The 24,094-nt window shown below is 74.3% G+C and carries 16 protein-coding genes; 8 read left to right on the forward strand and 8 right to left on the reverse strand.

Translation table 11 applies throughout. The features are described from left to right. Window positions 1–268: 268 nt before the first annotated feature. The 5 genes from SM793_RS17945 to SM793_RS17965 form a co-directional block, all read right to left on the reverse strand. Window positions 269–1,489: an ROK family transcriptional regulator gene (locus SM793_RS17945; protein WP_320439200.1), complete on the reverse strand. Its 1,221-nt coding sequence runs from the start codon at window positions 1,487–1,489 to the stop codon at window positions 269–271. A gap of 338 nt (window positions 1,490–1,827) precedes the next feature. Continuing rightward, a complete protein-coding gene (locus SM793_RS17950) occupies window positions 1,828–2,223 on the reverse strand; it encodes a transglycosylase SLT domain-containing protein (RefSeq protein ID WP_320439201.1) in 396 nt (131 codons plus the stop codon). A gap of 523 nt (window positions 2,224–2,746) precedes the next feature. Next, window positions 2,747–4,255 carry a carboxyl transferase domain-containing protein gene (locus tag SM793_RS17955; protein ID WP_320439202.1) on the reverse strand — a complete coding sequence of 503 codons (1,509 nt, stop codon included), beginning with the start codon at window positions 4,253–4,255 and terminating at the stop codon, window positions 2,747–2,749. A gap of 258 nt (window positions 4,256–4,513) precedes the next feature. Then, window positions 4,514–5,263 carry a sirohydrochlorin chelatase gene (locus SM793_RS17960; protein WP_320439203.1) on the reverse strand — a complete coding sequence of 250 codons (750 nt, stop codon included), beginning with the start codon at window positions 5,261–5,263 and terminating at the stop codon, window positions 4,514–4,516. 155 nt (window positions 5,264–5,418) lie between these two features. Beyond that, entirely contained in the window at window positions 5,419–6,564 is a 1,146-nt protein-coding gene (locus tag SM793_RS17965) for a uroporphyrinogen-III synthase (protein WP_320439204.1), read from the reverse strand. Between the two features lie 343 nt (window positions 6,565–6,907). Here SM793_RS17965 and nirB point away from each other — a divergent pair, with 343 nt between their 5' ends. The 7 genes from nirB to SM793_RS18000 all read left to right on the forward strand — a co-directional run bounded on the left by nirB (window position 6,908) and on the right by SM793_RS18000 (window position 18,104). Then, on the forward strand, window positions 6,908–9,538 hold the full coding sequence (gene nirB, locus SM793_RS17970; RefSeq protein ID WP_320439205.1) for a nitrite reductase large subunit NirB: 2,631 nt from the start codon (window positions 6,908–6,910) through the stop codon (window positions 9,536–9,538). Further along, window positions 9,535–9,909 (forward strand): nitrite reductase small subunit NirD, encoded by a 375-nt coding sequence (gene nirD / locus SM793_RS17975; RefSeq protein ID WP_320439206.1) that lies wholly within the window; start codon window positions 9,535–9,537, stop codon window positions 9,907–9,909. Before nirB ends, nirD begins: the two co-directional genes overlap by 4 nt. Beyond that, complete coding sequence (locus SM793_RS17980; protein WP_320439207.1) at window positions 9,906–11,273, forward strand: nitrate/nitrite transporter; 1,368 nt, start codon at window positions 9,906–9,908, stop codon at window positions 11,271–11,273. Before nirD ends, SM793_RS17980 begins: the two co-directional genes overlap by 4 nt. Before the next feature lie 65 nt (window positions 11,274–11,338). After that, on the forward strand, window positions 11,339–12,049 hold the full coding sequence (locus tag SM793_RS17985) for a helix-turn-helix domain-containing protein (RefSeq protein ID WP_320439208.1): 711 nt from the start codon (window positions 11,339–11,341) through the stop codon (window positions 12,047–12,049). A gap of 170 nt (window positions 12,050–12,219) precedes the next feature. Next, entirely contained in the window at window positions 12,220–12,774 is a 555-nt protein-coding gene (locus SM793_RS17990) for a universal stress protein (RefSeq protein ID WP_320439209.1), read from the forward strand. Further along, complete coding sequence (locus SM793_RS17995) at window positions 12,771–13,133, forward strand: hypothetical protein (RefSeq protein ID WP_320439210.1); 363 nt, start codon at window positions 12,771–12,773, stop codon at window positions 13,131–13,133. The genes SM793_RS17990 and SM793_RS17995 overlap by 4 nt, the downstream gene beginning before the upstream one ends. Before the next feature lie 261 nt (window positions 13,134–13,394). Then, complete coding sequence (locus SM793_RS18000) at window positions 13,395–18,104, forward strand: caspase family protein (RefSeq protein ID WP_320439211.1); 4,710 nt, start codon at window positions 13,395–13,397, stop codon at window positions 18,102–18,104. Between the two features lie 282 nt (window positions 18,105–18,386). On the opposite strand, the gene SM793_RS18005 is transcribed toward SM793_RS18000, so the two are convergent. The 3 genes from SM793_RS18005 to SM793_RS18015 all read right to left on the reverse strand — a co-directional run bounded on the left by SM793_RS18005 (window position 18,387) and on the right by SM793_RS18015 (window position 22,227). Further along, entirely contained in the window at window positions 18,387–20,045 is a 1,659-nt protein-coding gene (locus SM793_RS18005; protein WP_320439212.1) for an alpha/beta hydrolase, read from the reverse strand. A gap of 368 nt (window positions 20,046–20,413) precedes the next feature. Further along, the gene (locus tag SM793_RS18010; RefSeq protein ID WP_320439213.1) at window positions 20,414–21,145 is read right to left on the reverse strand and encodes an alpha/beta hydrolase; all 732 of its coding nucleotides are present in this window, start codon (window positions 21,143–21,145) and stop codon (window positions 20,414–20,416) included. A 257-nt stretch (window positions 21,146–21,402) separates the two neighbouring features. Next, window positions 21,403–22,227, reverse strand: coding sequence for an IclR family transcriptional regulator (locus SM793_RS18015; protein WP_320439214.1), 825 nt, complete (start codon window positions 22,225–22,227; stop codon window positions 21,403–21,405). 320 nt (window positions 22,228–22,547) lie between these two features. Between SM793_RS18015 and SM793_RS18020 the strand changes: the two genes are divergently transcribed. Then, window positions 22,548–23,855, forward strand: a complete 1,308-nt coding sequence (locus SM793_RS18020) for an extracellular solute-binding protein (RefSeq protein WP_320439215.1) — start codon at window positions 22,548–22,550, stop codon at window positions 23,853–23,855. Window positions 23,856–24,094 lie beyond the last annotated feature (239 nt).

A 24,094-nucleotide genomic window follows, 5' to 3' on the forward strand; every position in this document is an offset into this window, starting at 1 on the left:
GCGGGTCCTCGCCACCACGTGTTCCCACGGCTCCGGTGCGAGCGCGCCGTGCCCGGGCAGGCCGGGTCGCAGGTGCGGCTGTAGCTGTCGCTGTAGCCGTAGCTGGGCGAAGTCGCCGAGCGGTGGCAGGAGGTCCGGCCGACCGGGACCGGCCGGTCGTTCACCTCGCCCGCGGCGACGCCGGGTCCGAGGCGAACGGCCATCGGCGGTTCCTGTCACACCAAGAAATACCCGGGGGAACAGTCAGGAACAGGGGCGTCGCCCCGGTTCAGCGCGTGATGAAGGTGGCCCCGTCGGCGAGCCGGACGGCGGCCGCGGTCGCGCCGACGAGTTCGGTGGCGGTGGCCGGGATCGTCACCAGCTGCGGCAGCACCGGCACCCGGCCCTGGAGGCGGGACTCGATCGCGGACAGCATCCCGCCATCGCTCTCCCGGAGCAGTCGTCCGCCCAGGGCCACGAGTTCGGGGCCGAGGACGCTGGTGGTCCGCGCCACCAGCAGGGCCAGGTCGTCGGTGAGCTCGTCCACCAGGCGCACCGCCGTCGGACTGCCCGCCCGGGCCAGCCGGAACAGTTCGGCGACCCGCTCGGCCGAGGTCCCGGCCACGGCCAGTCCGGCCTCGGTGATCCTCCGATCGACGGCCCGGTCGCCGATCCGCGCCTGGGTGTCGCCGGTGCGCCCCGCCGGACGCTCCAGGGCCCGGCGGTCGTCCATCAGGTGGCCGAGGGCGCCGGCCGCGCCCAGCCGGCCCCGGTGCAGCCGGCCGCCGAGCACCATCCCGGCGCCCACCTCGATCCCGACCGTCACGGCGACGAGGTCGCTCACGCCCACGCCCGCCTCGCTGTGCTGGACGGCCAGCGCGACCAGGTCGGCATTGCTCTCGACCGCCACCGGCACGCCCAGCCGCTCCTGGAGCGGGGCGCGCAGCCGCAGCCCGGGCCAGTCCAGCACCGGCGCGAACTCCACCAGCCCGGTGTCGCGGTCCCGGACCGCCCCGGGCACCCCGACCACCAGGGCGCGTGGCGTGCCCGCGTGCCGCGCGGCCCAGCCGTGCAGGCCGTCCACCAGGGCCAGCAGGGGTCCGATGAGTTCCTCGGCGGACGGTTCGCGGGTGCGGTCGGGGCCGAGTACCGGCGCCCACTGCCGCTCGGCCTCGTGCAGCACCGTGCCGTGCAGGTCCGTGACCACGCCGACGACGCGGCGCGGTCGCAGTGCCACGGCCAGCACGGTCTGCGCCCCGGCGTTGTAGCGGATCAGCTGCGGCGGTCGGCCGCCGCTGGACGGCGCGCGCTCGGGCTCCACGACCACCAGCCCCGCCGTGCGCAGCGCCTCGACCAGCCGGTGCACGGTCGCGGTGGACAGGCCGCTCTCGGCCGCCAGTCGCTGCCGGGAGAGCGAGCCGCCGCGGCGCAGCACCTCCAGCAGCACGGTCTGGTTGACCCGCGCCACGGTCCGGGTGGTGGCGGTCGCCGGGCGCGGGGGCTTGGGCACCGAGTGCTCCTTGGACGGGCGGGGCGGGGCGGGGCGGTGCCGGGCACGGCCCGAACGGCGGCGGGACTTCGTCTCGGCCCGAATATATCCGCTGGGTACGACACAGCGGGCGGACACGGGCGGACACCGGCGGACACGCGACTGGCGGGAACGGCGGCAAGGAAGGGAAAGAAAGGGAGAGGAAGGCTAGAGGGAGGTAGGGCGGGAACGGCCGAAGGCCCGGCCGCGCGGATCGCGCGCGGCCGGGCCTCGGTCACCCCGGTGGTCCCTGTCCGACCCCGGGGTGAGGGGGACAGTTGGTCCGGATGCCGTCGCCGTGGAGGGTTCCCCGGGTCGGCTTAGTACCAGTGGTGGTTCTGCCAGAAGGTCCAGGCGGCGTTCGGGCTGCCGTAGCGGCTGTTCATGTAGTCCAGCGCCCAGCGGATCTGGGTGGTGGCGCTGGTCTTCCAGTCGGAGCCGTGGGTGGCCATCTTGGAGCCCGGCAGCGCCTGGGCCAGTCCGTACGCGCCCGAGCTCGGGTTGGTCGCGGTCACGTTCCAGCTGGACTCGTGGGAGATGATCTGGCTGAACGAGGAGAGCTGGTTCGCCGGCACGATCTGCGCGGCGATGGCCTGCGGGGAGGCGGCCGCGGCGGACGCGGTGGCGGGCACGACACCGGCGCCGAGGGCGGTCAGACCGGCGGCACCGGCAAGAAGTGCGGCCGAGGTACGCATACGAAGCTTGAAAGCGGGCATGAAGAACAAGACCTCAATCAGGTTGGGCCGGTGCTCGCCCCGCCCGGACCGTGGCCGGACAGGGGCCGTAACGGTCGCGGGGCGCGCACCGGCAGTAGTTCGTGAAGAGCCGCGCTCCGGTGGGACAGGTACCGGGTGCGGCTGGCGACGAGAGCCATTGTTGCCAGACCGGATCGGCTCCCGCCAAGACCCCTCTGCTACGACGCGCCGTCGTAGCGATCTCGCACGCCGTCGATTCGAAGGCCGCCGCCGGCCGCTCCTGACCTGCGCGGATCCGGGACTTGGACCGCACCGGCCGTGAGCACTACCGGCCGTCGTGCCGACGGATTCCCTGTGAGCGCACTCACCGCTTCGCCGCCGCCCCCGTCACCCGGCGCCGTGTCTCCGGTACGCGGCGTCGCCGTTGATCTGAGACCGGCACCACAGGATGACGGGCCGACGCCCAGCCGTCCCGAACACCCGGCGCTCTCGCGAACCCGGCACCCTCTCCGACCCTGGCACCCTCCGACCCCGGCGTCCGTCCTCAGGTGACGAGGTCGCCCAGGCGGCGGTGCCGGGTGGTGCGGGCGGTGAGGCGGTCCGGGGTCGGGATGGCCGTGAGGCCGGCGAGGGCGGTGGCGATGGCGTGGCCGAGGCGGGCGCAGAAGGCGGCGGGCTCGTCGGCGGCGTCGGGGAGCTCCGGGACCACGGTGTCGACCAGGCCGACGGCGGCGAGGTCGTGGGCGCCGATGCCCTGGGTCCGGGCGAGGTCGGGGGCGTGTGAGCCGTCGCGGTGGACGATCGCGGAGGCGCCCTCCGGGGGAAGCGGGGCGAGCCAGGCGTTGCCTGCGGCGAGGACGCGGTCGGCGGGGAGGAGGGCGAGCGCGCCGCCGCCGGAGCCCTGGCCGAGGAGGACGGCGAGGACGGGGGTGCGCAGAGAGAGCAGGGTGGTGAGGCAGTGGGCGATCTCCACGGCCACGCCGTCCAGCTCCGCCTGGACGGAGAGTTCGGCGCCCGCCGTGTCGACGACGGTGACGAGGGGGAGGCCGAGCTGTTCGGCGAACCGGGCGGTGCGGCGGACGGAGCGCAGGTCGGCGGCGGTGAAGGGGCGTTCCTGGGCGCCGGCCCGGCGCTGCTGGCCGACGACCACGGCGGGTTGGCCGTCGAGGACGGCGAGGGCCCGGACGAGGGCTCCGTCGCGGCCGCCCGGGGAGTCGAGGAGGACGAGTTCCTCGGCGGTGCGGCGCAGCAGTTCGCGGGTGCCGGGGCGGTCGGGGTGGCGGGTGCGGAGGACGGCCTCCCAGGCGTCGGGGTGTTCGGTGGGGGCCGGGGGGACGGCGGTCGGAGGAACGGGGGAAGGGGGAGGGGAGGGCAGGGCGCGGCGGGTGAGGACGGACAGCGAGCGGCGCAGTACCTCGCGCAGTTCCTCGGGCGCGACCACCGCGTCCACCAGGCCGCGTTCGGCGAGGGTCTCGGCGCGCTGCACGTCGGGCGGCAGCTGGACGCCCCGCAGTTCCTCGTACACGCGCGGGCCGAGGAAGCCCAGGCGGGCTTCCGGCTCGGCGAACACCAGGTGCCCGAGGGTGCCCCAGGAGGCGAAGACCCCGCCCATGGTGGGGTTGCGCAGATAGGTGAGGTAGGGCAGTCCGGCCGCCCGGTGGGCCTGGACGGCGGCGGTGATCCGCAGCATGCACAGGAACGCCGCCGACCCTTCCTGCATCCGTGTGCCGCCGGAGACCGGGAGGGCGATCAGTGGGAGCCGGGCGGCGGTGGCCTGTTCGACGGCCCGGGTGATCCGTTCGGCCGTGGCCACGCCGATCGACCCGCCGAGGAAGCCGAACTCGGAGGCGATCAGGGCTGCTTGTCCCCCGCCGATCCGGCCGATGCCGGTGATGACCGCTTCGTCGATGCCGGTCCGCTCCCGGGCGCGGGTCAGGCTCGCCCGGTACTCGGGGTCGCGCGGCCGGGTGGTCACCGGATCGTCCAAGCTCACGAAAGAGCCGGGGTCGACCAGCAGTCCGATCAGCTGATGTGCCGCGAGGGACATGCTCATCTGCTCCACCCCATCGTCCGGTCCGCGTCCGTGCCGAGGAAGATCACCATAGGGGGCGGGGGCAGCGCGGTGGGGGATTGTGCGCCGGGTGTGAGGAGGCCGACAGCCCGGGGGAGGCTTCGCGCTGCTCCGCGCCGGGCTGTTCGTGCTCCGGGGGCCGCTGATCCTCGCGCTGACGTACGCGTACCACCGGCGGCGTCGCGCCTGACGGTCGGACTCGACGGTCAACGGTTGCCGGACGGCAGCGGTTGTCGTACGTCAGCGGTTGCCCGACAGTGGGCGGGCGCCGGCGGGCGATTCGGCCCGGGCCTCGTCGTAGCGCAGGGCGACCAGCCGGGCGAGCGCCTCGTGGGTGCCGAGCGGGGCGCTCGCCCAGCGGGCGCCGGTGGCGGCGGCGCGGTCGGCGAAGAAGCCGGGGGCGAGCAGGTGGGTGGCGACGGCGACGTGGCGGTGCCCGGCGGCGTGCAGGGCGGCGACCGCCTCCCGCGGGGTCGGGCGGGCGGCGGACAGGTACGCGGGGACGGCCGGACAGCCGTCGCCCAGCCGGTCGGCGAGCAGCTCGGCCGTCCGCGCGGTGTCGGCGTTGGCGGCCGGGTCGGAGGAGCCGGCCGCCGCGAGGACCACCGGCCCGGCGCCCGCCGGGCGACCCGCCTCGGCGAGGCGGTCGGCGAGCGCGGCGGCCAGCAGCGGGTGGGGGCCGAGCGCCCGGGCGAGCGGAAGGCGGGTCAGTCCGGCTGCGGCTAGCGCCCCGGGAAGGTCCACCCGCAGGTGGTAGCCGCCGCCGAGCAGCAGCGGGACCAGTACGGCCGCCCGCCCGTCCAGCCCGGCGAGCGCCTCCGGCAGGGAGGGGCGGGCGAGGTCCAGGAAGCAGCAGCGGACGTCGAGACCCGGGCACAGCGCCCGGACCCGGCGCAGCAGCGCCCGGTTGGCGGCCACTCCGGCGGCGGCGCGGCTGCCGTGGGCGACCGCGAGCAGGACCGGCCGGCTTCCGGCCGACGGCCGCCGCACGCCGACAGGCCGCGGGCCTGCCAGCCGCACCCCCGTCAGACCCGTTCCTGCCAACCCCGCCACCGTCAGACCCGTTCCTGCCAACCCCGCCACCGTCAGACCCGTTCCTGCCAACCCCGCCCCCGTCGACCCCGCCCCCGCCAACCCCGCCCCCATCAGCTCGCCGCCAGCCGGTACCCGCGCTTGGGCACGGTGCGGATCAGCCCCCCGTGCGGCCCGAGCGCCGCCCGCAGCCGCCCGACCGCCGCCTCGACGGCGTGCTCGTCGGCGGCCGCGTCCGGCCAGGCCGTGCGCAGTAGGTCGGCACGGCTGAGCACATGCCCGGGGCGTTCGGCGAGCGCGCGCAGCACGGCCGCGCCGCGCGGGCTGAGCAGGCGACTCTCCCCGTCGACCAGGGCGGCGTTCCCCTGGAGGGTCAACCTGGTGCCGCCCAGGTCGAGTTCGCGGCGGCCCCGGCTCGGCAGGGTCTCCGCGAGCAGCCGGACCAGCGAGCCGAGCCGGCCGCGCTCGGGAAACTCCGCGGGCAGGCCGAGGTCGGCGAACGGCCGGGCGCAGAGCGCGCCGACGCAGACCGGCAGGACGTCCCCGCGCAGCGCGTCCAGCAGCGCGTCGCGCAGGCCGTCGGCGGCGGCCGTCTCGACGAACGCGCTGACCGCGGGGGCGCTGGTGAAGGCGAGCGCGTGGACCTGGCGGCGGACGGTCTGTTCGACCAGCCGCCGCACCGGGGCCGGGTCGTCCGGCGGGGCCCAGCGGTAGACCGGGACGGAGATCACCTCGGCGCCGCGTTCGCGCAGCGCGGCCGCGAAGGCGTCGAGCCGCACGCCGTGCTCCTGGACGGCGATCCGCCGGCCGGTCAGCGGGCGGGCGAGCAGCCAGGTCAGCAGTTCGTCGGTGGCCTCGGAACCGGGGGAGAAGCCCTCGCCGAGGCCGCTGGCGCGGACGGCGCCGGTGGCCTTGGGGCCCCGGGTGAGGACGACGGCCCGCCGGCACGCGTCGGCGAGGGCGGCGCCCCGGCCCCAGCCCTCGGCGGCGCTCATCCAGCCGCGCCAGCCGACGCCGGTGGTGGCGACCACGTAGTCGAGCGGCGCGGTCAGACAGGACTCGGTGGCCCGGCGCAGCGCGAGGTCGTCGGCGAGCGGCATGATCCGCAGCACCGGCGCCTCGACGACCTGGGCGCCGCGCCGGGTGAGCAGCGCGGTCAGCTCGTCCCGGCGGCGGGCGGCGGTCACCCCGATGGTGAAGCCGGTGAGGGGCCCGGGCCGCGGGGTGGGGCGCGGTCCGGTGAGGGTGGTTGTTGCCATGGCCGAAAGGGTGCGGGCCGCTCGTTACGGGCTGATTGCCCGTCGGTCTCCCCGGCGTTAGCGAAGCGGTGGTTCCCGTTACGGGGGATGTCCGGAACCGCACCTCGGGCGGTACGGGGTGTGAGCGACGCGTACCGCGGGCGCAACACGGCGGACCCGGGGGCGAAACGCCCACCGGCGAAATTTCTCGGCACGACCCCGGGACACCGGGGAGCGCGACCGCCACGCCCACACCCACGCCCACACCCACACCCACGCCGCCCTCCGGCCCCCGGCCCCCAGCCCCCGCCCTCCGGCCCCCGGCCCCCAGCCCCCGGCCCCCGCACCACCCGAGGAGTCACGCATGACGTCGCACACGGCCGAGCCGGCCGAGCCGCCGCTGGACCTCGTCCTGGTCGGCCACGGCATGGTCGGCCAGCGCTTCCTGGAAGCCTGGACCGAGCAGCCCGGCGCCCGGCGCGGACGGGTCACCGTGCTCGCCGAGGAGCCCCGTCCCGCCTACGACCGCGTTCACCTCAGCTCGCTCTTCGAGGGCCGTACGCCCGAGGACCTCACGCTCTGCCCGCCCGGCTTCCTCGCCGAGCACGGCATCGACCTGCGCCTCGGCGACCCGGTGACCGCCGTCGACCGCGCCGCCCGCACCGTCACCACCCGCTCCGGCGCCCGACTGCGGTACGACGCCCTGGTGCTGGCCACCGGTTCGGCCCCGTTCGTGCCGCCCGTCCCCGGTCGGGACGCCGCCGGCTGCCACGTCTACCGCACCATCGAGGACCTCGACGCGATCCGCGCCGACGCGACGAAGGCCGCGGTGGCGGGCGGCGGCACCGGCATCGTGGTCGGCGGCGGTCTGCTCGGCCTGGAGGCGGCCGGAGCCCTGCGGGCGATGGGACTCACCACCCATGTGGTCGAGTTCGCCCCCCGCCTGATGGCCGTCCAGGTCGACGAGGGCGGCGGCGAACTGCTCCGCCGCAAGATCGAGGAGCTCGGCGTCACCGTCCACACCGCGGCCGCGGCGAGCGGGGTCGCCACCGGTCCGGACGGCGCGGTGCGCGGCCTGCTCCTCGCCGACGGCCGCGAACTCGCCGCCGACCTGGTGGTGTTCTCGGCCGGCGTCCGCCCGCGCGACCGGCTCGCCCGGGACTGCGGCCTGGCGGTCGGCCCGCGCGGCGGCATCGTCGTCGACGAGTGCTGCCGCACCGAGGACCCGGCCGTCCTCGCCATCGGCGAGTGCGCCCAGGCCGCCGACGGCCGCGTCTACGGACTGGTCGCCCCGGGCTACCAGATGGCCGAGACGGCCGCCCGCGAACTCGCCGGCCGCCCCGGCCCCGGCTTCACCGGCGCCGACACCTCGACCGAGCTCAAGCTGCTCGGCGTCGACGTCGCCAGCTTCGGCGACCCGCACGGCACCGCCGAGGGCGCGCTCGACGTGCTCTACAGCGACGGCCGGCTGGGCGTCTACCGCAAGCTGGTGATCGGCTCCGACGGGGCCCTGCTCGGCGGTGTCCTGGTCGGCGACACCGACGCCTACGGCACCCTGCGCCCGCTGGCGACGGCCGGCCGGCCGCTCACCGTGCCGCCCGGGCAACTGGTGCTGCCCGCCGGATCCGCCGCCGCCGGCCCGGTCGCGCTGCCCGACGACGCGGTGCTCTGCTCCTGCCACAACGTCACCCAGGGCGCGGTGCGCGCCGCCGTCCGGGAGCAGGGCGGCGGCAGCGTCGCCGAGGTCAAGAAGTGCACCCGGGCCGGCACCGGCTGCGGCAGCTGCCTCAAGCAGCTCACCACCGTCGTCACCGAGGAACTCGCCGCCGCGGGCACCGAGGTGGGGACCGGCCTGTGCGAGCACTTCCCGCAGAGCCGCGCCGAGCTGTACGAGATCGTCCTGGTCACCGGCATCACCACGTTCTCCGCGCTGGTCGACCGGCACGGCACCGGCGAGGGCTGCGACATCTGCAAGCCGACCGTAGCCTCGATCCTGGCCAGCCTCTCCAACGGCCACATCCTGGACGGCGAACAGGCCGCCCTCCAGGACTCCAACGACCACTTCCTGGCCAACCTCCAGCGCAACGGCTCCTATTCGGTGGTGCCCCGGGTGCCCGGCGGCGAGATCACCCCGGACGGCCTGATCGCGATCGGCGAGGTGGCCCGCGACTTCGGCCTCTACACCAAGATCACCGGCGGCCAGCGGATCGACCTGTTCGGCGCCGGCGTCGACCAGCTCCCCGCCATCTGGGCCAGGCTGGTGGACGCCGGCTTCGAGTCCGGCCACGCCTACGGCAAGGCGCTGCGCACCGTGAAGTCCTGCGTCGGCGAGACCTGGTGCCGCTACGGCGTCCAGGACTCGGTCGGCCTCGCCATCGAACTGGAGCTGCGCTACCGGGGGTTGCGCTCCCCGCACAAGCTCAAGTCGGCGGTCTCCGGCTGCGCCCGCGAGTGCGCCGAGGCCCGGAGCAAGGACTTCGGCGTCATCGCCACCTCCGCCGGCTGGAACCTCTACGTCGGCGGCAACGGCGGCATGACGCCCCGGCACGCCGACCTGCTCGCCGCCGACCTGGACCGCGGGACGCTGATCCGCACCATCGACCGCTACCTGATGTTCTACATCCGGACCGCCGACCGGCTGGAGCGCACCTCGGTCTGGCTGGAGCGGCTCGACGGCGGCCTCGACCACCTGCGCGCGGTCGTCCTCGACGACGCGCTCGGCATCGCCGCCGAACTCGACGCCCTGATGGCCCGCCACATCGATTCCTACCAGGACGAGTGGGCCGCTACGCTGGCCGACCCGGACCGGCTCCGCCGCTTCGCCTCCTTCGTCAACGCTCCCGGCACCCCCGACCCGGCCGTCACCTTCGTCCCCGAACGCGGCCAGATCCGCCCCGCCCGCCCCGACGAGGACGGCCACGCCCTCCCCGTCCCCGTCCCCGCCCCCGCCCCGGTCCTCGTGGCCGGCCCCCGACTGGAGGTGCTCGCCAAGTGACCGTGGAGATCCACGACGGCACCCGCTGGCAGCCCGTCTGCAGCCTCGACGACCTGCAACCGGGCCGCGGCGTCGCCGTCCTGCTGCCCCCCGCCGACACCCAGGTGGCCCTGTTCGTCGACCGCTCCGGCGCGCTGTACGCCGTCGACAACCGAGACCCGTTCAGCGGCGCGCACGTGCTCTCCCGGGGCCTGCTGGGCAGCCGCGAGGGCCGGCCGACGCTCGCCTCACCGATGTACAAGCAGACCTTCGACCTCACCGACGGCCGCTGCCTGGACGAGGACACCGCCCCCGACGGCACCCCTGCGGTGCTCCGCCGGTGGCCGGTCCGCGCCGCGGCGGCCGACTCCCGGAAGGAGGAGCGGGCATGACCACCGCCCTCGGCACCCGCCCGGCCCGGACGGCCGGCGCCCGCACCCTCACCCACTGGGACCCGGAGGACCGCGAGTTCTGGGAACGGACCGGTGCCCGCACGGCCCGCCGCAACCTGATCCTCTCCGTGCTCTCCGAGCACATAGGCTTCTCGGTCTGGAGCCTGTGGTCCGTCCTGGTGCTCTTCCTCGGCCCCGAGTACCACATCGACCCGGCCGGCAAGTTCACCCTGACCGCCCTCCCCACCGCGCTCGGCGGCCTGCTCCGGCTGCCGTACACCTACGCCGTCGCCCGGTTCGGCGGCCGCACCTGGACGGTCGCCAGCGCCCTGCTGCTGCTGGTCCCGACCGGACTGGCGGCGCTCGTCCTCACCCCCGGCGTCTCCTACGGCACCCTGCTCGCGGTGGCCTGTGTCGCCGGTGTCGGCGGCGGCAACTTCGCCTCCTCGATGGCCAACATCAACTCCTTCTACCCGCACCGCCTCAAGGGCTGGGCCCTCGGCGTCAACGCCGGCGGCGGCAACCTCGGCGTCCCCGCCGTGCAGCTGCTCGGCCTGCTGGTGCTCGCCACCGCCGGCGCCGCCCACCCCCGGCTGCTGCCGCTGATCTACCTGCCGCTGATCCTGGCCGCCGCCGCGCTCGCCTGGCGCCGGATGGACAACCTGCCGACCGCGCCCCGCGAGCCCGGCGCACCCGCCGACCGCTCGCTGCGCGAGGTCGCCCGCGATCCCTACGGCTGGGCCGTGTCCGTCCTGTACATCGGCACCTTCGGCTCGTTCATCGGCTTCGGGTTCGCCTTCGGCCAGGTGCTCCAGGTGCAGTTCCACGACCGCTTCGACACCCCGGTCAAGGCCGCCGCGCTCACCTTCCTCGGCCCGCTGCTGGGCTCGCTGCTGCGGCCCGTCGGCGGGCGGCTCGCCGACCGCTGGGGCGGCCCCTGGGTCACCCTGGTCACCTTCGTCACGATGGGCGCCGGTACCGCCGTCGTCCTGGCCGCCTCCCGGGCCGGCTCCCTGCCGCTCTTCCTCTCCGGCTTCATCGCGCTCTTCGTCCTCAGCGGCATCGGCAACGGCTCGACGTACAAGATGATCCCCGCCCACTACGAGGGCCGGGCCCGCCTCGCCGTCGCCGACGGCGCCGACCCGGCCGCCGCCGAGGCCACCGCCCGCCGCCGCACCGCCGCGCTGATCGGCCTGGCCGGCGCGATCGGCGCCTTCGGCGGGGTGCTGGTCAACCTGGCCTTCCGGCAGTCCTTCCTCGGCAGCGGCAACGGCGACGACGCCTACCTGGCCTTCCTCGTCGCCTACCTGTGCTGCTCCGCCCTCACCTGGGCCGTCTGGCTCCGCCCGGGCGCCCGGCGCTGACCACGACGCCGTCGGCCCCGGGCACGGTGTCCAGTGCCCGGGGCCGGCGTTGTTAGGGTCGGGGCATGGCAGTGAGCAGGACGGGCATCGGTGGTCCCGGTGGTCCCGGTGATGGTCCTCGTCCCCCCGCGCGGTTGCGGCTCGACGCGCGGCGCAACCGCGACCTCCTGCTCGCCACCGCCCGCGACCTGTTCGCGCGGCACGGGCTGGACGTCCCGCTCGACCAGATCGCCAAGGAGGCGGGCGTCGGCAACGCCACCCTCTACCGGCACTTCCCGACCCGCCAGGCCCTGGTCGGCGAGGTCTTCGCGGACGCCGCGAACCTGCTCGCCGAAGCGGCGAACGAGGCGCTGGCCACCGAGGACGCCTGGAGCGCGATCGAGCGCTACTTCGAGCGGATCCTCGAACTGGTCGCCGCGGACCGGGGGATCAACGACCTGGTCGCCCGGGCCGTCCCGACCGTCCCCGGGCTGCTCGGGATCAGCCGGCGCAACGCCGCGACGGTCGGCTCCCTGGTCGCCCGCGCGCAGGAGCAGGGCACCATGCGCGCCGACGTCGTCACCACGGACCTGCTGTTCATGCTCGGCGCGCTCTGCCGGGCCCTGCCCGCGGCCACCGAACTGCGCCCCGACCTGTGGCGTCGCCACCTCGCGCTGCTGCTCGACGGCTTCCGCACCGGGGCCACCCACCCGCTGCCCGTCCCGCCGGTCGGCGAGGAGCGGTTGGACCGGACGTTCGCCGAACTCTGGGCGGCCGACACCCCGGCCGACACCTGACCCACCCGTCCGCCGCTTGACCGCCCCCGCGTCAGGAACCCGTACGGACCGGCCCCGCCCGCGTCAGAGCTCCGTCAACGAACCGCCCTTCCCCCGCCCACCGGGCTTGGCTGGCACCGACGACACCGGTCATCAGCGACCGGTGACCGGTCGGAAGGACGGACAGCGCCATGGCGGACGAGCCAACAGCCCTCCCCAGCGGGTCGGGGCCGCGGGAGGACGACGGCGGGGGCCGGATCGTGGTCGGCGTCAGCGGCTCGCTCGGCAGCCTCGCCGCCCTGCACCGTGCCGTCGCCGAGGCCCGGCGGCTCGACGCCGAGGTGCTCGCCGTGCACTGCTGGACCCCGGTCGGCGGCGAGTTCGGCTACCGCCGGGCGCCCTGCCCGCCGCTCCTCTCCGCCTGCCGCGACGCGGCCGCGACCCGGCTGCGCGAGGCCCTCGACCGAGCCTTCGGCGGCACCTGGCCGGGCGTCCGGCTGCGCAGCGTCGCCGTCCGCGGTGAGACCGGGCAGGCCCTGGTCCGCTGCGCCGACCGGCCGGACGACCTGCTCGTCCTCGGCGCCGGCCCCCGCGGCCTGCTCGCCCGCACCCTGCGTCCGTCGATCACCGCCTACTGCGTACGGCACGCCGCCTGCCCGGTACTGGCCGTCCCGAAACCGCCGCTCCAGCGCGAACTGGAGGCCATGGAACGCCACCCCAGGACCCGGCTGACGGTGACGGTGTGACCACCCGCCTCGCCCCCTCGATGTCCGCCGCGGTCGCCCTCACCGCGTCCGCCGCCCTGCTGCCCGCCCTCTCCGTCCTCGGTGAACTCCGCCCCACCTGGGTCGCGTTCGCCGCCTACGCCGCCCTCTGCGCCGCCGTCGGCGGCCGCTCCCGTCCCGCCGCCGCGCCGCTGATCGGCCCGGCGGCCTGGCTCTTCCACAACGGCTTCGTCGAACACCGGCACGGCGCCCTCGGCCTCGCCGCTCCGGCCGCCGAGGCCGCCCACGTCCTCCTCCTCACCGTCGCCGCCCTCGTCGCGGCCCTCCTCGCGGCTCCGCGCGGCCCGCGCCCCGGTGGCCGCTACGACCTCGCGGCATGACGGCCGGACGGCATGACGTTGGACGACCCGACGACCCGACGGCCCGACGGCCCGACGGCCCGACGGCCGAGTGGGCGATCGGGCGATCGGGCGAGCGGGCGAGCGACCTATGATGTGTCATCTCGCTGACAGCCGCTGGGGATGGGGAACGCGTTGTTCGAGCAGGCGAAGCATCCGGTTGTGACGATCGACGTGACGGCCGAGGAAGCCGCCACCCCGGCCTCCGCCTCCTGACCCGCCCGCGCGGACCACGAGCGCACGATGAAGGGATCCTTCCGGGCACTGCTGATCGGCGTGCCGAAGTACCGTGACGAGCACATCACCGACCTCCCGTTCGTCCGGGACGACCTCGCCGAACTGGAGGAGGCACTGTCCTCGGCCGGCTACGAGGTGGTCGTCCACGAGCCGGACGAGACGGACCGGGAGAGCATCGACGCCGCCGTCGAGACCTTCTTCCAGCAGGCCACCGCCGGTCAGACGCTGCTGGTCTACCTGAGTGGCCACGGCATCCACCACGACGGCACGGACTACCTGGTCCCCAGGGGAGCGCTCACCAGCGCCCGGGACTTCCGCGGCAAGTGCCTGGCGCTCGACTTCGCCCCGTACGTCGAACAGAGCCGGGCCGGCGACGTGGCCGTCCTCGTCGACGCCTGCCGCGAGGGCATCGTCATGCGGGAGATGGCGCCCAGCAACGCCGTCGGCTGGTCCGAGGCGAAGGTCCGCCGGGTCGGGAGACGGCACTACTGCCACGTCTACGCCTGCTCGCCCGGCGAACGCGCCCGCTACGCCACGGCGGGCGGGACCACGTTCAGCCTCTTCTCGCGGGCGCTCAGCACGGTGGTGGCGAGCGAGACCGGCCCGAGCACCCTCGCCGACCTCCAGGAGCAGCTCCAGACGGCCGTGGACGCGCTCACGAGCGAACACGAGTGCCCGCGCCAGCAGGTCAGGGTCCGCGCCGAGGGCGGGCTCGACGGCTTCGTCCTGTTCGAGCGGCCGGACCGCGAACCCGCCGGCGCGGCGGGCCAGCACCCCTGGGTGGTCCGGGCCCGGGAGCACCCGGCCTGGCGGCAGGTGGCCGACGGCCCCGGCGCCGAGGTGATGCGCTCGGCGGTGACCGCCCTCGTCGAGCGGCTCGCCCCCCTGGCGGCGGCCGACGACCGGGCCCTCGCCGACGACCCGTGGCGGCTGACCGACCTCGCCGAGCGGATGTCCGGCCGGTTGGGCTGGCTGCTGTCGAAGGTGCTCAACGCCGAGAAGCTGGCGCTCGCCCCGGCCGAGGCGGCGCTGCTGGTGGCGGCGCCCTTCGCCCACGTGGCCTGCGCCAACCGGGTCGCGGTCGAGGCCCTGGCCGTGCGGCCCACCGAGCTCGCACCGTCGGCCGCCCCGGCCGCCCCCTCCCCGATCAGGGCCGGCTACGAGCAGTTCGTCACAGGCCGCGCGCGGCTGGTCCGGCGCGCCGCGCAGGCCGAGCGCGGCGGCGACACGGCGGGGGCGGCGGGCATCGCCTGGTGGCTGTTCCGCCAGTGGCTGGCGGGCAGGCCGGGCGGTCACCACGAGAACGTCCTGACCGGCCTGTGCGGACCGGTCGGCGCGCTCACCGAGCACCTCACGGCATCCGGTGACCGGGACCTGGTCGCCGAACTGTTCGGCCTGGACGCCCTCCCGAGCCTGCTGCGCTCGCTCCGGACCTCCTACGACACCACCGCGGTCCGTCCGGTCCGCCAGCTGGCCGGCGCCACCGAGGCGGAGCAGTACATCCGGGAGGAACTGCTCGGCGCGCTGCTCGCGGTCGCGCACCAGCTGGCCGTCGACCCGTTGCGGCTGCCGGACGTCGTGGTGGAGCACCTGGGCATCTCGTACGCGGTCGACCTCGCCGAGTTGCACCGGACGGTCCAGGGCGCGCGCTGGGACCCGCGCGGCCGGACCAGAGTGCTCACCGCCGCCTGCCACCACCCCGCGGTGGGCCTGGCACTGCGTCAGCACGCCGCCGCGCTGGACACCCTGTTGGGCGCGATCGACCTCCACGCCGGTGCCGACCCCCAGCTCGCCCCGCTCCAGGACCTGCCGGTCCACGCGACCGCCGACCAGGTCCACGCCGCCGCCGACGATCGGGGGCGGCCCATCTACGAGTCCACCGACCTGCGGTTCCGGCTCGCGGACGACCGGATCCAGGAACTCCTGATGGGGGAGCAGCTCTACGGCGACCAGGCGCTGGCGATCCGCGAGCTGTACCAGAACGCGCTCGACGCCTGCCGCTACCGGGACGCCCGCACCGCCTACCTCCGCCGCCGCGACCCGCAGGTGCCCGCGTGGTCGGGTCGGATCGCCTTCCGCCGGGGCGTGGACGAGCGCGGCCAGGTCTACCTGGAGTGCCGGGACAACGGCATCGGCATGGGCGAGCGCGAACTGCGCGAGGTGTTCTCCTACGCGGGCATGCGTTTCGCCGACCTGCCCGAGTTCCTCGACGAGCAGGCGGCCTGGCGGGCCGAAGGCATCGAGTTCCACCCCAACAGCCGCTTCGGCATCGGGGTGCTGAGCTACTTCATGATGGCCGACGACATCTCCGTCACCACCTGCCGCCTGGACCAGGACGGCCACCCCGGCGACCGCCTCCAGGTCGACATCGCCGGCCCGGGCTCGGTCTTCCGCATCCGCAACCTGGGCCGGGGCCACGACGCCGGCACCGTCGTCCGCCTGCACCTGCGGAGTCCGGAGACGGCGCCGTCGTGCACGGATCTGCTGGGGCGGCTGCTGTGGATCGCTCCGTACGACGTGACGGCGGAGGACGCGGGGGAGCGGCTGACGTGGGAGGCGGGTGTGCTCGCCCGGTTCGCACTCCAGCATGCGGAGGAGCACGACAGTCCGGACACGGTTGAACCGGCCGAGGTCCGGGTGGACGCCACGGAGCGTCCGGGACTGTGGTGGCTGAGTTCCTGGGGCGGCATCCTGTCGGACGGCCTCTGGGCCGGGGAGCGCCTGTTCGGTGCCGTGGTCGACCTGAGGGGGTCCCAGGCACCGAGGCTGACCGTCGACCGCACCCGTGTCCTGGGGTACGACACCGACTACGTGGCCGGACTGCTGCGTGAACAGATTCCGGCGCTACTGCGCGAGGACGGTCGGGTCCTCACCCACGACTGGCTCTCGGAGTTGGTCGACCACGACCCGGTCCTGGCCGACGTCATCGCCGAGGCGGCCGTGGCCGCCGCATACCGGCCGTGGGCCGTGCGCGGCCACGAGGTGGACATCACCGCCGTGGGGTGCTTCCCTCCGGATGCCGTGCTCCTCGGAGTGCGTGATTCGCGGGTTCCCAATCCGATCGGCAACCTCATCGGTGTCCCGAGGCACATCGAGGACTGGCGGGCCTTGGCATGGGCGGGCTCCGGCATTCCCCGGGCGAAGGCAGTGGTCAGCACCGGCATGCCGGTGGCCAGGCCCACCGACCGGTTCGTTCTCCAACCGAGGGAACTGCACGGGACACGCAGTTTCGAAGCCTCCGAATCGAACGAGATCTCCGAGTGGTTGGATCCGGTCGCACCGGTGCCGCTCGGGCACGTTCTGGCGGCGGCACAACGGATCGGATACCCACCGAGCGAGGTGGGCGTCCGGCTCACGCAGCTCGGGTACCGGCTGCCGGCCGGCCATCGGCTCCCGGAGTCCTTCGACAGGAACGATCTCGCCTTCCTCAGCCGAGACCTCGATGCGCAACCTCCGTGGCTCGACCCGGAGAAGCCCGTATCGCTCCGACATGTCCTGGCGGCCGCCGACAGGTCGCACTTCGAACCGGCAGTGGTGGTGAACCGGCTGAGTGGCCTTCTCGCCGGGTCGCTGGAGCATCTGACGCTCCCGAAGTCCTACGAAGCCGTGGAGCTCGTGCGTGCCCTCGAGCTGGTTCCCGGGAGTCCGGTGTCCCTGCGGCAGGTGCTGAGCATGGCGCAGCGGACGGGACGTCGTCCTGGTGAGGTCGTGCGGGATCTGGCGGTACTCGGCCACGCCTACACGGGCCCGGAGGTGCCGACGAACGTCGAACAAGGCGACCTGATGGTGCTGAGTCGTGATCTCGACGAGAGGCAGCCGTGGCTGGGGACCGGGGAGACGGTTTCGGCCTGGCATGTCCTGTCGGCCGCTTCACGGCTCGACCGCACACCGGCGGATGTCGTCGCGAGGCTGGCGCAGCTCGGCCACGGTGTGGCGGAAGGCACGAGTGGAGCGACGACTCCGGTACCTGACGACATGGCGCTGCTCAGGGCTGAGGAGGAGGGGTCGGTCGGGTCGCTGAGAAGGGCCGGTGCCCAGGTGTCGATGGGACATGTGCTGTGGGTGGCGAACTTCCGGGAGAGTTCGCCGCGAACCGTGGCCGACCGGCTGGCGGAGCTCGGCCATCGGTTGGCCGAAGGCATCGAGGTTCCCGACCGGGCGCTGCCGGAGGACCTCCTGATCCTGAGTGCGGACCTGAACTGGCGTGAACCCTGGCTGTCACCGGGGGAGCCGGTGTCGGTGGGCCATGTCCTGCGAGCCGCCGGCCGGCTGGCGGACCGGTCACCCGGGCAGGTCGCCGACCGGCTGGCGGAGTTCGGTCACCCTCTGGCCGATCCCTCGCTCCTCCCCGCGACGGTGAACTCCGACGACCTGCTGCTTCTCAGTGAGTTCCAGACCGGGCAGCCGCCTTGGCTGAGGCCGGGAAGACCGCTGGACGTCTGGCACGTCCTGTCGTGTGCGGCGGAACTCGGTCTGCCGCCGGGTGAAGTGGTGGCCAGGCTCTCGGAGCTGGGTCACCGGTTGCCGGACGGCATCGTGGCCCTGCAGGACGGCGTGGCGTTGGTGCCGGAGTTCGGCGGTGGGCCGAGTCCGGAGCGCCCGGTCTCTCTCGTGGACGTGCTCCGGCTGGCGGGGCGCGAACATGATCCGGCCGAGGTGGCGCGGAGGCTTCGCGCGATGGGTTTCCCGTTCGCCGGTGACGTCGTCTACGAATGACCTGGAGTCACCCGCCCGTTCCCCCTGGGTTCGGGCACCCGTTCTGTCCTGGTAGTGTTCTTCCTGTCGCGAGGGGGACGAACAGAACCCCTCGCCAGGCGTCAGCGGTGCTACCAGAGCACGTCCCACTTTCAGTGGGAAGAGTCCGTGCAACCCGGGCCTGGCGCTCCACGGTCGAACGGGCCCGGTACCTCCTCAGGTACCGGGCCCGTTCGCGTTTCGGTCGTTCAGCGGTCGTTCAGCCGTCGTTCGGCTGTCGTGCGGCCGTCGTTCAGTGCTCCGTCAGCGGAGCACGCCCCGGACGGCCTCGGGGTCGGTCGGGGCGAGCGGGGCGGCGTCGGGCGCAGCCGTGGCGCCGGTGAGGGACTTCGCGGCCGGGGGCGGGGTCACGTAGACCGGGGCGGGCTCGGCGCCGGGGGCGCAGGTCTTGGCGATCCGGCCCTTGCCGCTCGGCAGGCTGCCGTCGCGGAGGTAGGCGGTGAAGGTGTCGTCCAGGCAGGCGTTGCCGTGGAACAGGATCTCGTGGAAGCTGCCGCCGTCCTGGACGACGAGCTTGGCGCTGGGCAGCGCGTCGCGCATGGCGAGCCCGCCCTCGTAGGGGGTGGCGCCGTCCTCGGTGGACTGGAACAGCAGCACGGGCGGCAGGCCCTTGCCGGTGATCTTCAGCCGGCCGGCCCGGTTGCCCTCGTACGGCCAGAACATACAGGCGGCGTTGTACCACATGTTGTTGTAGGTGTAGAAGGGCGCGACGGCGTCGACCTTGGCCTGGTCCTTCTTCCAGTACTCCCAGTCGCGCGGCCAGGCGTTCTCGGTGCACTGGACCGCGTTGTACGCGGGGAAGGAGCCGTCGTCGGCGCCGGGGGCGGCGTAGCGGTTGTAGGCGATGGCGAGCGGCCGGGTGTCGTGCTGGGTGACGTACGCGGAGAGCACGGTGGCCATCCGGGGCCAGCGGAGGAAGTTGTAGCCGCCGCCGTAGAAGGTGTCCTCGAACTCGGCCGGTCCGATCTTCCCGACGGCCGGGGCGGCGTCCAGCGGGTCGGTCCGCAGGGCGGCCTCGACCTGGTCGTAGGCGCGCTGGATGTCGGCGGGGTCGGTGCCGAGGTGGTAGACGGAGTCGGCCTTGGCGGTCCAGGCCGTGAAGGCCTCGAAGCGGCGCTGGTGCTCCTTGTCCTGGAGCTTGTTGTGCTCGTACCAGGTGGTGGTCGGGCCGACGATGCTGTCGAGCACCATCCGGCGCACCCGGGACGGGAACAGCTGTCCGTAGGTGGAGCCGAGCGAGGTGCCCCAGGAGCCGCCGTAGAAGTTGATCTTCGGCTCGCCGAGTGCCCGCCGGATGCTGTCCATGTCCCGGGCGTTGTCGACGGTGGTCATGTGGGGGAGCAGCCAGGACCAGTCGGCCGCGCAGTCGGAGGCGTAGCCGGCGGCCTTCTTCAGCCAGGCCTTCGAGGTGCCCTGGTCCGGCTGGTAGTCGGGGCGTTCGGCGTCGAAGTAGTCGGGGTCGCAGACGACGTGGGGCTCGCTGCCGTTGGTGCCGCGCGGGTCGAAGCCGATCCAGTCGTAGGTGGAGGCGACGTCGGCCGGGATCTGTCCGGCGATGAAGGCGGGCATCCAGAGGCCGGAGTTCCCGGGGCCGCCGGGGTTGAGCAGGATCGGGCCCTGGCGCTTGTCCTTGGGCGCGGTGGCCGGGAGCCGGTTCAGCTTGACCTTGATCTTGCGGCCGCGCGGGTCGGAGTAGTCCACCGGCACGTCGAGCATCGCGCACTGCAGTGCCGGCGTGGCCGGGTCCTCGCAGGAGCTCCAGGCCAGGGTGCCCTGCCCGGTGTCGGACTGGACGCTCCGGTCGTCGAGTCCGTCGGCCCCGGGTTCGACGCCGACGGCGGCGGCGCCGCCGAGGAGGGCGATCGCGGTCGCGGCGGACAGTAAGGTGATGACTTTTCTCATGGTGAGCATGATGTGATATGTGCAATGTCACAGCTACTCAGTTGACGTGACGTTATGAAGCTGTGACGGCGAGGCAGTTCGGCGGCGGCGGCCGTTCGTGGTCCGGCGCACCCGCTCCGACCTGGTAGTGTTCTCCGTGTCGCGAGGGAATGATTCCTCGTCAGGCGTCAGTGGTGCTACCAGAGCACGCCCCACTTTCAGTGGGGAGAGTCCGTGCAACCCGGGCCTGGCGCTCCATGGTCGAACGGGCCCGGTACCTCTTCAGGTACCGGGCCCGTTCGCGTTCCTGGATCCGGGCCCGGATGCCGGAGCGGGACCGTTGGCGTCCCTCGGCCCGGAGAGCGGGCCCGTTTCCGGGCCCGCTCCGGTCAGGCGCGGACCGGGACTCCGGCGGCGCGGGCCAGCAGGGCGGCAGTGGCGCGGCCGGCCTCGACGGCGTGCGGTGCGCGGGCGGCGACGCAGTGCCCGAGGGCCGGGTCGTACTCGGTCAGGATGACGCCGGCGTGGTCGGTGTCGAGCTGGAGGAACTCGGCCGCCGGCGTCAGCAGGGCGGTGTCCAGGGCCCGGGTGGTGTCGGCGGGGACGAGGTCGTCCCCGGTGCCGTGGACCAGGAACAGCGGGACGGGGGAGGGGCGGTCGGCGAGGGCGGCGAGGGGCGCCTCGCCGGTGGTGACCGCCGGGCGGGCGTAGCTGGAGGCGATGCCGACGGCCGCCGTGGGGCGGCGGTCCTCGGGGAGGTCGCGGTGGGTGGCGAGGGCTATCGCCTCCCGGCCGGACATCGACCAGCCGGCCAGGACGAGGCCGAGGGCGGGGTCGCCGCCGTGGTCGGCCGCGTGCCGGTGGGTGTGCTCCAGCGAGGCCAGCAGGTCGGCGCGACCGCTGTCCTCCGCGTCGGAGCGCCAGTCCGGGGTGAGCACCAGCAGGCCGTGCCCGGCCGCCTCCCGGGCGAGCGGGGCCAGTTCGAACCGGGAGTCGGGGGCCTTGCCGTGCCAGAGGAGGAGCACGGGCCAGGGCCCGGCGGAGCCGGCCGGCGGGCGATGGATGTCGAGGAACCGGTCGGGTGCGTACTCGACGGTTTCGGCCGGGATCGTGACGGACATGGGTGGTTCTCCTGCGGTTCGGGCGGGTGTTCCGGACTGGTACTGTTCTTTCTGTCGCGAGGGAATGATCTCTCGTCAGGCGTCAGCGGTGCTACCAGAGCACGCCCCACTTTCAGTGGGGAGAGTCCGTGCAACCCGGGCCTGGCGCTCCACGGTCGAACGGGCCCGGTACCTGAAGAGGTACCGGGCCCGTTCGCGCTCTCGGGCCCGAATCCGGATCCGGCTCCGGGCCCGATGCCGGAGCGGGCCCGTCCGCGTCACCCGACCGGGCGGTCCGAGCCGAGTTCGCGGGAGATCCGCAGGCCGACCTGGGCGACCACCGGGCCGAGGGCGCGGACCCGGGCGGCGGTCATCCGGGAGGTGAGACCGGAGACCGAGAGGGCCGCGCTGACCTCGCCGGTGTGGTCGAAGATCGGGGCGGCGACGCAGCGGACCTCGGGCTCGTTCTCGCGGTCGTCGATGGAGTAGCCGCGGGCGCGGATGCGGGCGAGGTCGGCGCGCAGGCGGGGCTCGTCGGAGATGGTCCAGGCGGTGACCGGGCGCAGCCCGGCCGCGACCACCTCGGTGACCGCCTCCTCGGGGAGCCAGGCCAGGATCGCCTTTCCGGTGGCGGTGCAGTAGGCCGGGGCCCGGCTGCCGACGCGGGAGGCCATCCGGACGTTGGTCTCGTCCTCGACCTTGTCCAGGTAGACGATGCCGGGGGCCTGCCAGACGGTCAGATGGACGGTCTCGCCGGCCTCGCGCTGGAGGCGGCGCAGGTGCTCGGCGGCGACGCTGCGCAGGTCGAGGGTGGAGAGGTAGGCCTGGCCGAGCCGGAGCGAGCCGTGGCCGAGCCGGAACCAGCCGGTCTCCCGGTCGCGGTCGAGCAGGTGCTCGTCGAGCAGCGGGCCGGTCAGCCGCAGCACGGTCGACTTGTTGAGGTCGAGCGCCTCGGCGAGCTGGGCGAGCGGGACGCCGCGCCCGTCGCCGTGGTCGCGGACGTAGCCGAGGACGGACAGGGCGCGGCGCAGCGACGACGACTGGTTGCGCTCGCCCGCCGCCTTCCGCGGTTGCCCGGTGGTGGCGGCGGTCTGCTCCGTCATCGGTCCGTTCCCCTCTCGTTCCGCCGTCCGACTGCGGCGGTTGTCGAACCGTACCCCCTACGGGCATGGCGGCCGCGTTTTCGATACGGCGTTGTGCACTGCAAAACTTCCCGAATCGGCTCTTGTTGGGCGTCGGCGCCCCCGCCTAACGTCCCTGGCATCGAGCAGGAGACGCCGACCGTCCGAGCGGCCGCACTGCCGTACCCACCCGCGTCACCACCCCCACATCCACCATCGGCCCCGGTCAGGGCCTGCTGCGACGTGCCCGTCCGCGACGGCGCGTCCCGGCGGCAACTGTCGGGAGGGGAGGCTTCCCACCCATGCGCATCGTCAGACTGACCACCTCGGCCGCCGTCCTCGCCGCGACCTGCCTTGCCGCCGCCTGTTCACCCGGCACCGCCGTGCCGGCCGGCGACAGGGCCGCCGACGACAAGAGCGGCACCGTGCAGGTGTGGCTGTACAACGAGGCCGGCAACGCGGCCAAGGAAGCGGTGGTCGCCAAGGCGGTCACCGAGTTCCAGGCGGCGCACCAGGGCGTCACCGTCAACGTCAGCTACATCGACACCGACGCCTCGGCCCGCGCCGCGAAGATGAAGGGCGCGTTCAACGACCCCAGCAGTGCCCCGGACCTGGTCGAGTTCGGCAACACCGACCTGCCCGGCTACGTCGCGGCCGGCGGACTCGCCGAGATCGGCGCCGACCTCGACAGCTGGGCGGACAAGGGCGACCTGGACCCGGCGATCGCGAAGACCGCCGTGCTCGACGGCAAGACCTACGGCCTGCCGTGGTGGGTCGGCGTGCGCGCGCTGTACTACCGCACCGACCTGTTCACCGAGGCCGGACTGGCCGCGCCGGCCTCCTACGACGAACTGGTCGCCGCCACCCGGAAGATCCACGCCGCGCACTCCGACACCTTCGGCATCGCGGTCGGCGGCAAGTACACCTTCGGCGCGCTGCCCTTCGTCTGGGACGCGGGCGGCGACATCGCGGCCAAGGACGGTGACAAGTTCAAGGCGGCGATCGACTCGGCCGCCTCGCAGGCCGGGGTGAAGCGCTACACGGACCTCTTCGACGAGGCCGGCTGCCCGGCGCAGCAGTGCGCCGACCTCACCGGCGGCAAGACCGTCGACCTGTTCGCGGCCGGCAAGGCCGCCATGGCGATCCTGCCCAACTCCAGCCGCAGCAAGGTGGACGCGGGCGCGGCCAAGGGCAAGTACGCGGTCGTCCCGCTGCCCGGCGCGAAGGCCGGCACCATCGCCCCGGCCTTCGCCGGCGGCAACAACCTCGGCGTCATGAAGGCGGCCAAGCACCGCACCCTGGCCGTGCGGTTCGCCGAGCTGCTGGCCGGCCCCGGCTACCAGGAGCAGATGTACGACGCGATGGGCAACCTGCCGACCCTGAAGTCGGTCAACGCCAAGGTCGCCGCCAAGGACGCCTTCCTGAAGCCGTTCACCGACACGATCGCGGCCGGTACCCGCTTCGTCCCGCTGGACCAGGCCTGGGCGCAGATCGACGCGCAGGCCGTCATCCCGACCATGCTCCAGCAGGTCGTCACCGGCAAGGCGGACGTGGCGAAGGCCTCGGGCGACGCCGCCACGCAGATCACCTCGGCCTTCGCCGCCCGCTGAGCCCGCCGAGCGCGCTGAGCCCGCCGAGCGCGCTGAGCGCGTCGAGTCCGTCGAGTCCGTCGAGTTTGCCGAGTTTGCCGAGCCCGCCCCAGGGATTCCAGAGAGCAGGTCCCGCACGTGTCCGCACCCACCACGGCCGCCCCGGCGGCGCCGCCCTCCCCGAGCGGGCGGCGCCGGGGCGGCGGGGGGGGGGGGGCGCCCCCCCCGCCCGCCCCCGCCCCCCCCCGCGCCGGGGCGGC

This window comes from Kitasatospora purpeofusca (assembly GCF_034043715.1).
GTDB lineage: Bacteria > Actinomycetota > Actinomycetes > Streptomycetales > Streptomycetaceae > Kitasatospora > Kitasatospora purpeofusca_A.

What these genes read in the sequence shown, in the direction of transcription:
- SM793_RS17965 (WP_320439204.1), bottom strand. Translation starts at nt 6,564, where the DNA reads ATGGCAACAACCACCCTCACCGGACCGCGCCCCACCCCGCGGCCCGGG.
- SM793_RS18015 (WP_320439214.1), bottom strand. Translation starts at nt 22,227, where the DNA reads ATGACGGAGCAGACCGCCGCCACCACCGGGCAACCGCGGAAGGCGGCG.
- SM793_RS17990 (WP_320439209.1), top strand. Translation starts at nt 12,220, where the DNA reads ATGGCGGACGAGCCAACAGCCCTCCCCAGCGGGTCGGGGCCGCGGGAG.
- SM793_RS17980 (WP_320439207.1), top strand. Translation starts at nt 9,906, where the DNA reads ATGACCACCGCCCTCGGCACCCGCCCGGCCCGGACGGCCGGCGCCCGC.
- nirB (WP_320439205.1), top strand. Translation starts at nt 6,908, where the DNA reads ATGACGTCGCACACGGCCGAGCCGGCCGAGCCGCCGCTGGACCTCGTC.
- SM793_RS18005 (WP_320439212.1), bottom strand. Translation starts at nt 20,045, where the DNA reads ATGAGAAAAGTCATCACCTTACTGTCCGCCGCGACCGCGATCGCCCTC.
- SM793_RS17985 (WP_320439208.1), top strand. Translation starts at nt 11,339, where the DNA reads ATGGCAGTGAGCAGGACGGGCATCGGTGGTCCCGGTGGTCCCGGTGAT.
- SM793_RS18010 (WP_320439213.1), bottom strand. Translation starts at nt 21,145, where the DNA reads ATGTCCGTCACGATCCCGGCCGAAACCGTCGAGTACGCACCCGACCGG.
- SM793_RS18000 (WP_320439211.1), top strand. Translation starts at nt 13,395, where the DNA reads ATGAAGGGATCCTTCCGGGCACTGCTGATCGGCGTGCCGAAGTACCGT.
- SM793_RS17950 (WP_320439201.1), bottom strand. Translation starts at nt 2,223, where the DNA reads ATGCCCGCTTTCAAGCTTCGTATGCGTACCTCGGCCGCACTTCTTGCC.
- SM793_RS17955 (WP_320439202.1), bottom strand. Translation starts at nt 4,255, where the DNA reads ATGAGCATGTCCCTCGCGGCACATCAGCTGATCGGACTGCTGGTCGAC.
- SM793_RS18020 (WP_320439215.1), top strand. Translation starts at nt 22,548, where the DNA reads ATGCGCATCGTCAGACTGACCACCTCGGCCGCCGTCCTCGCCGCGACC.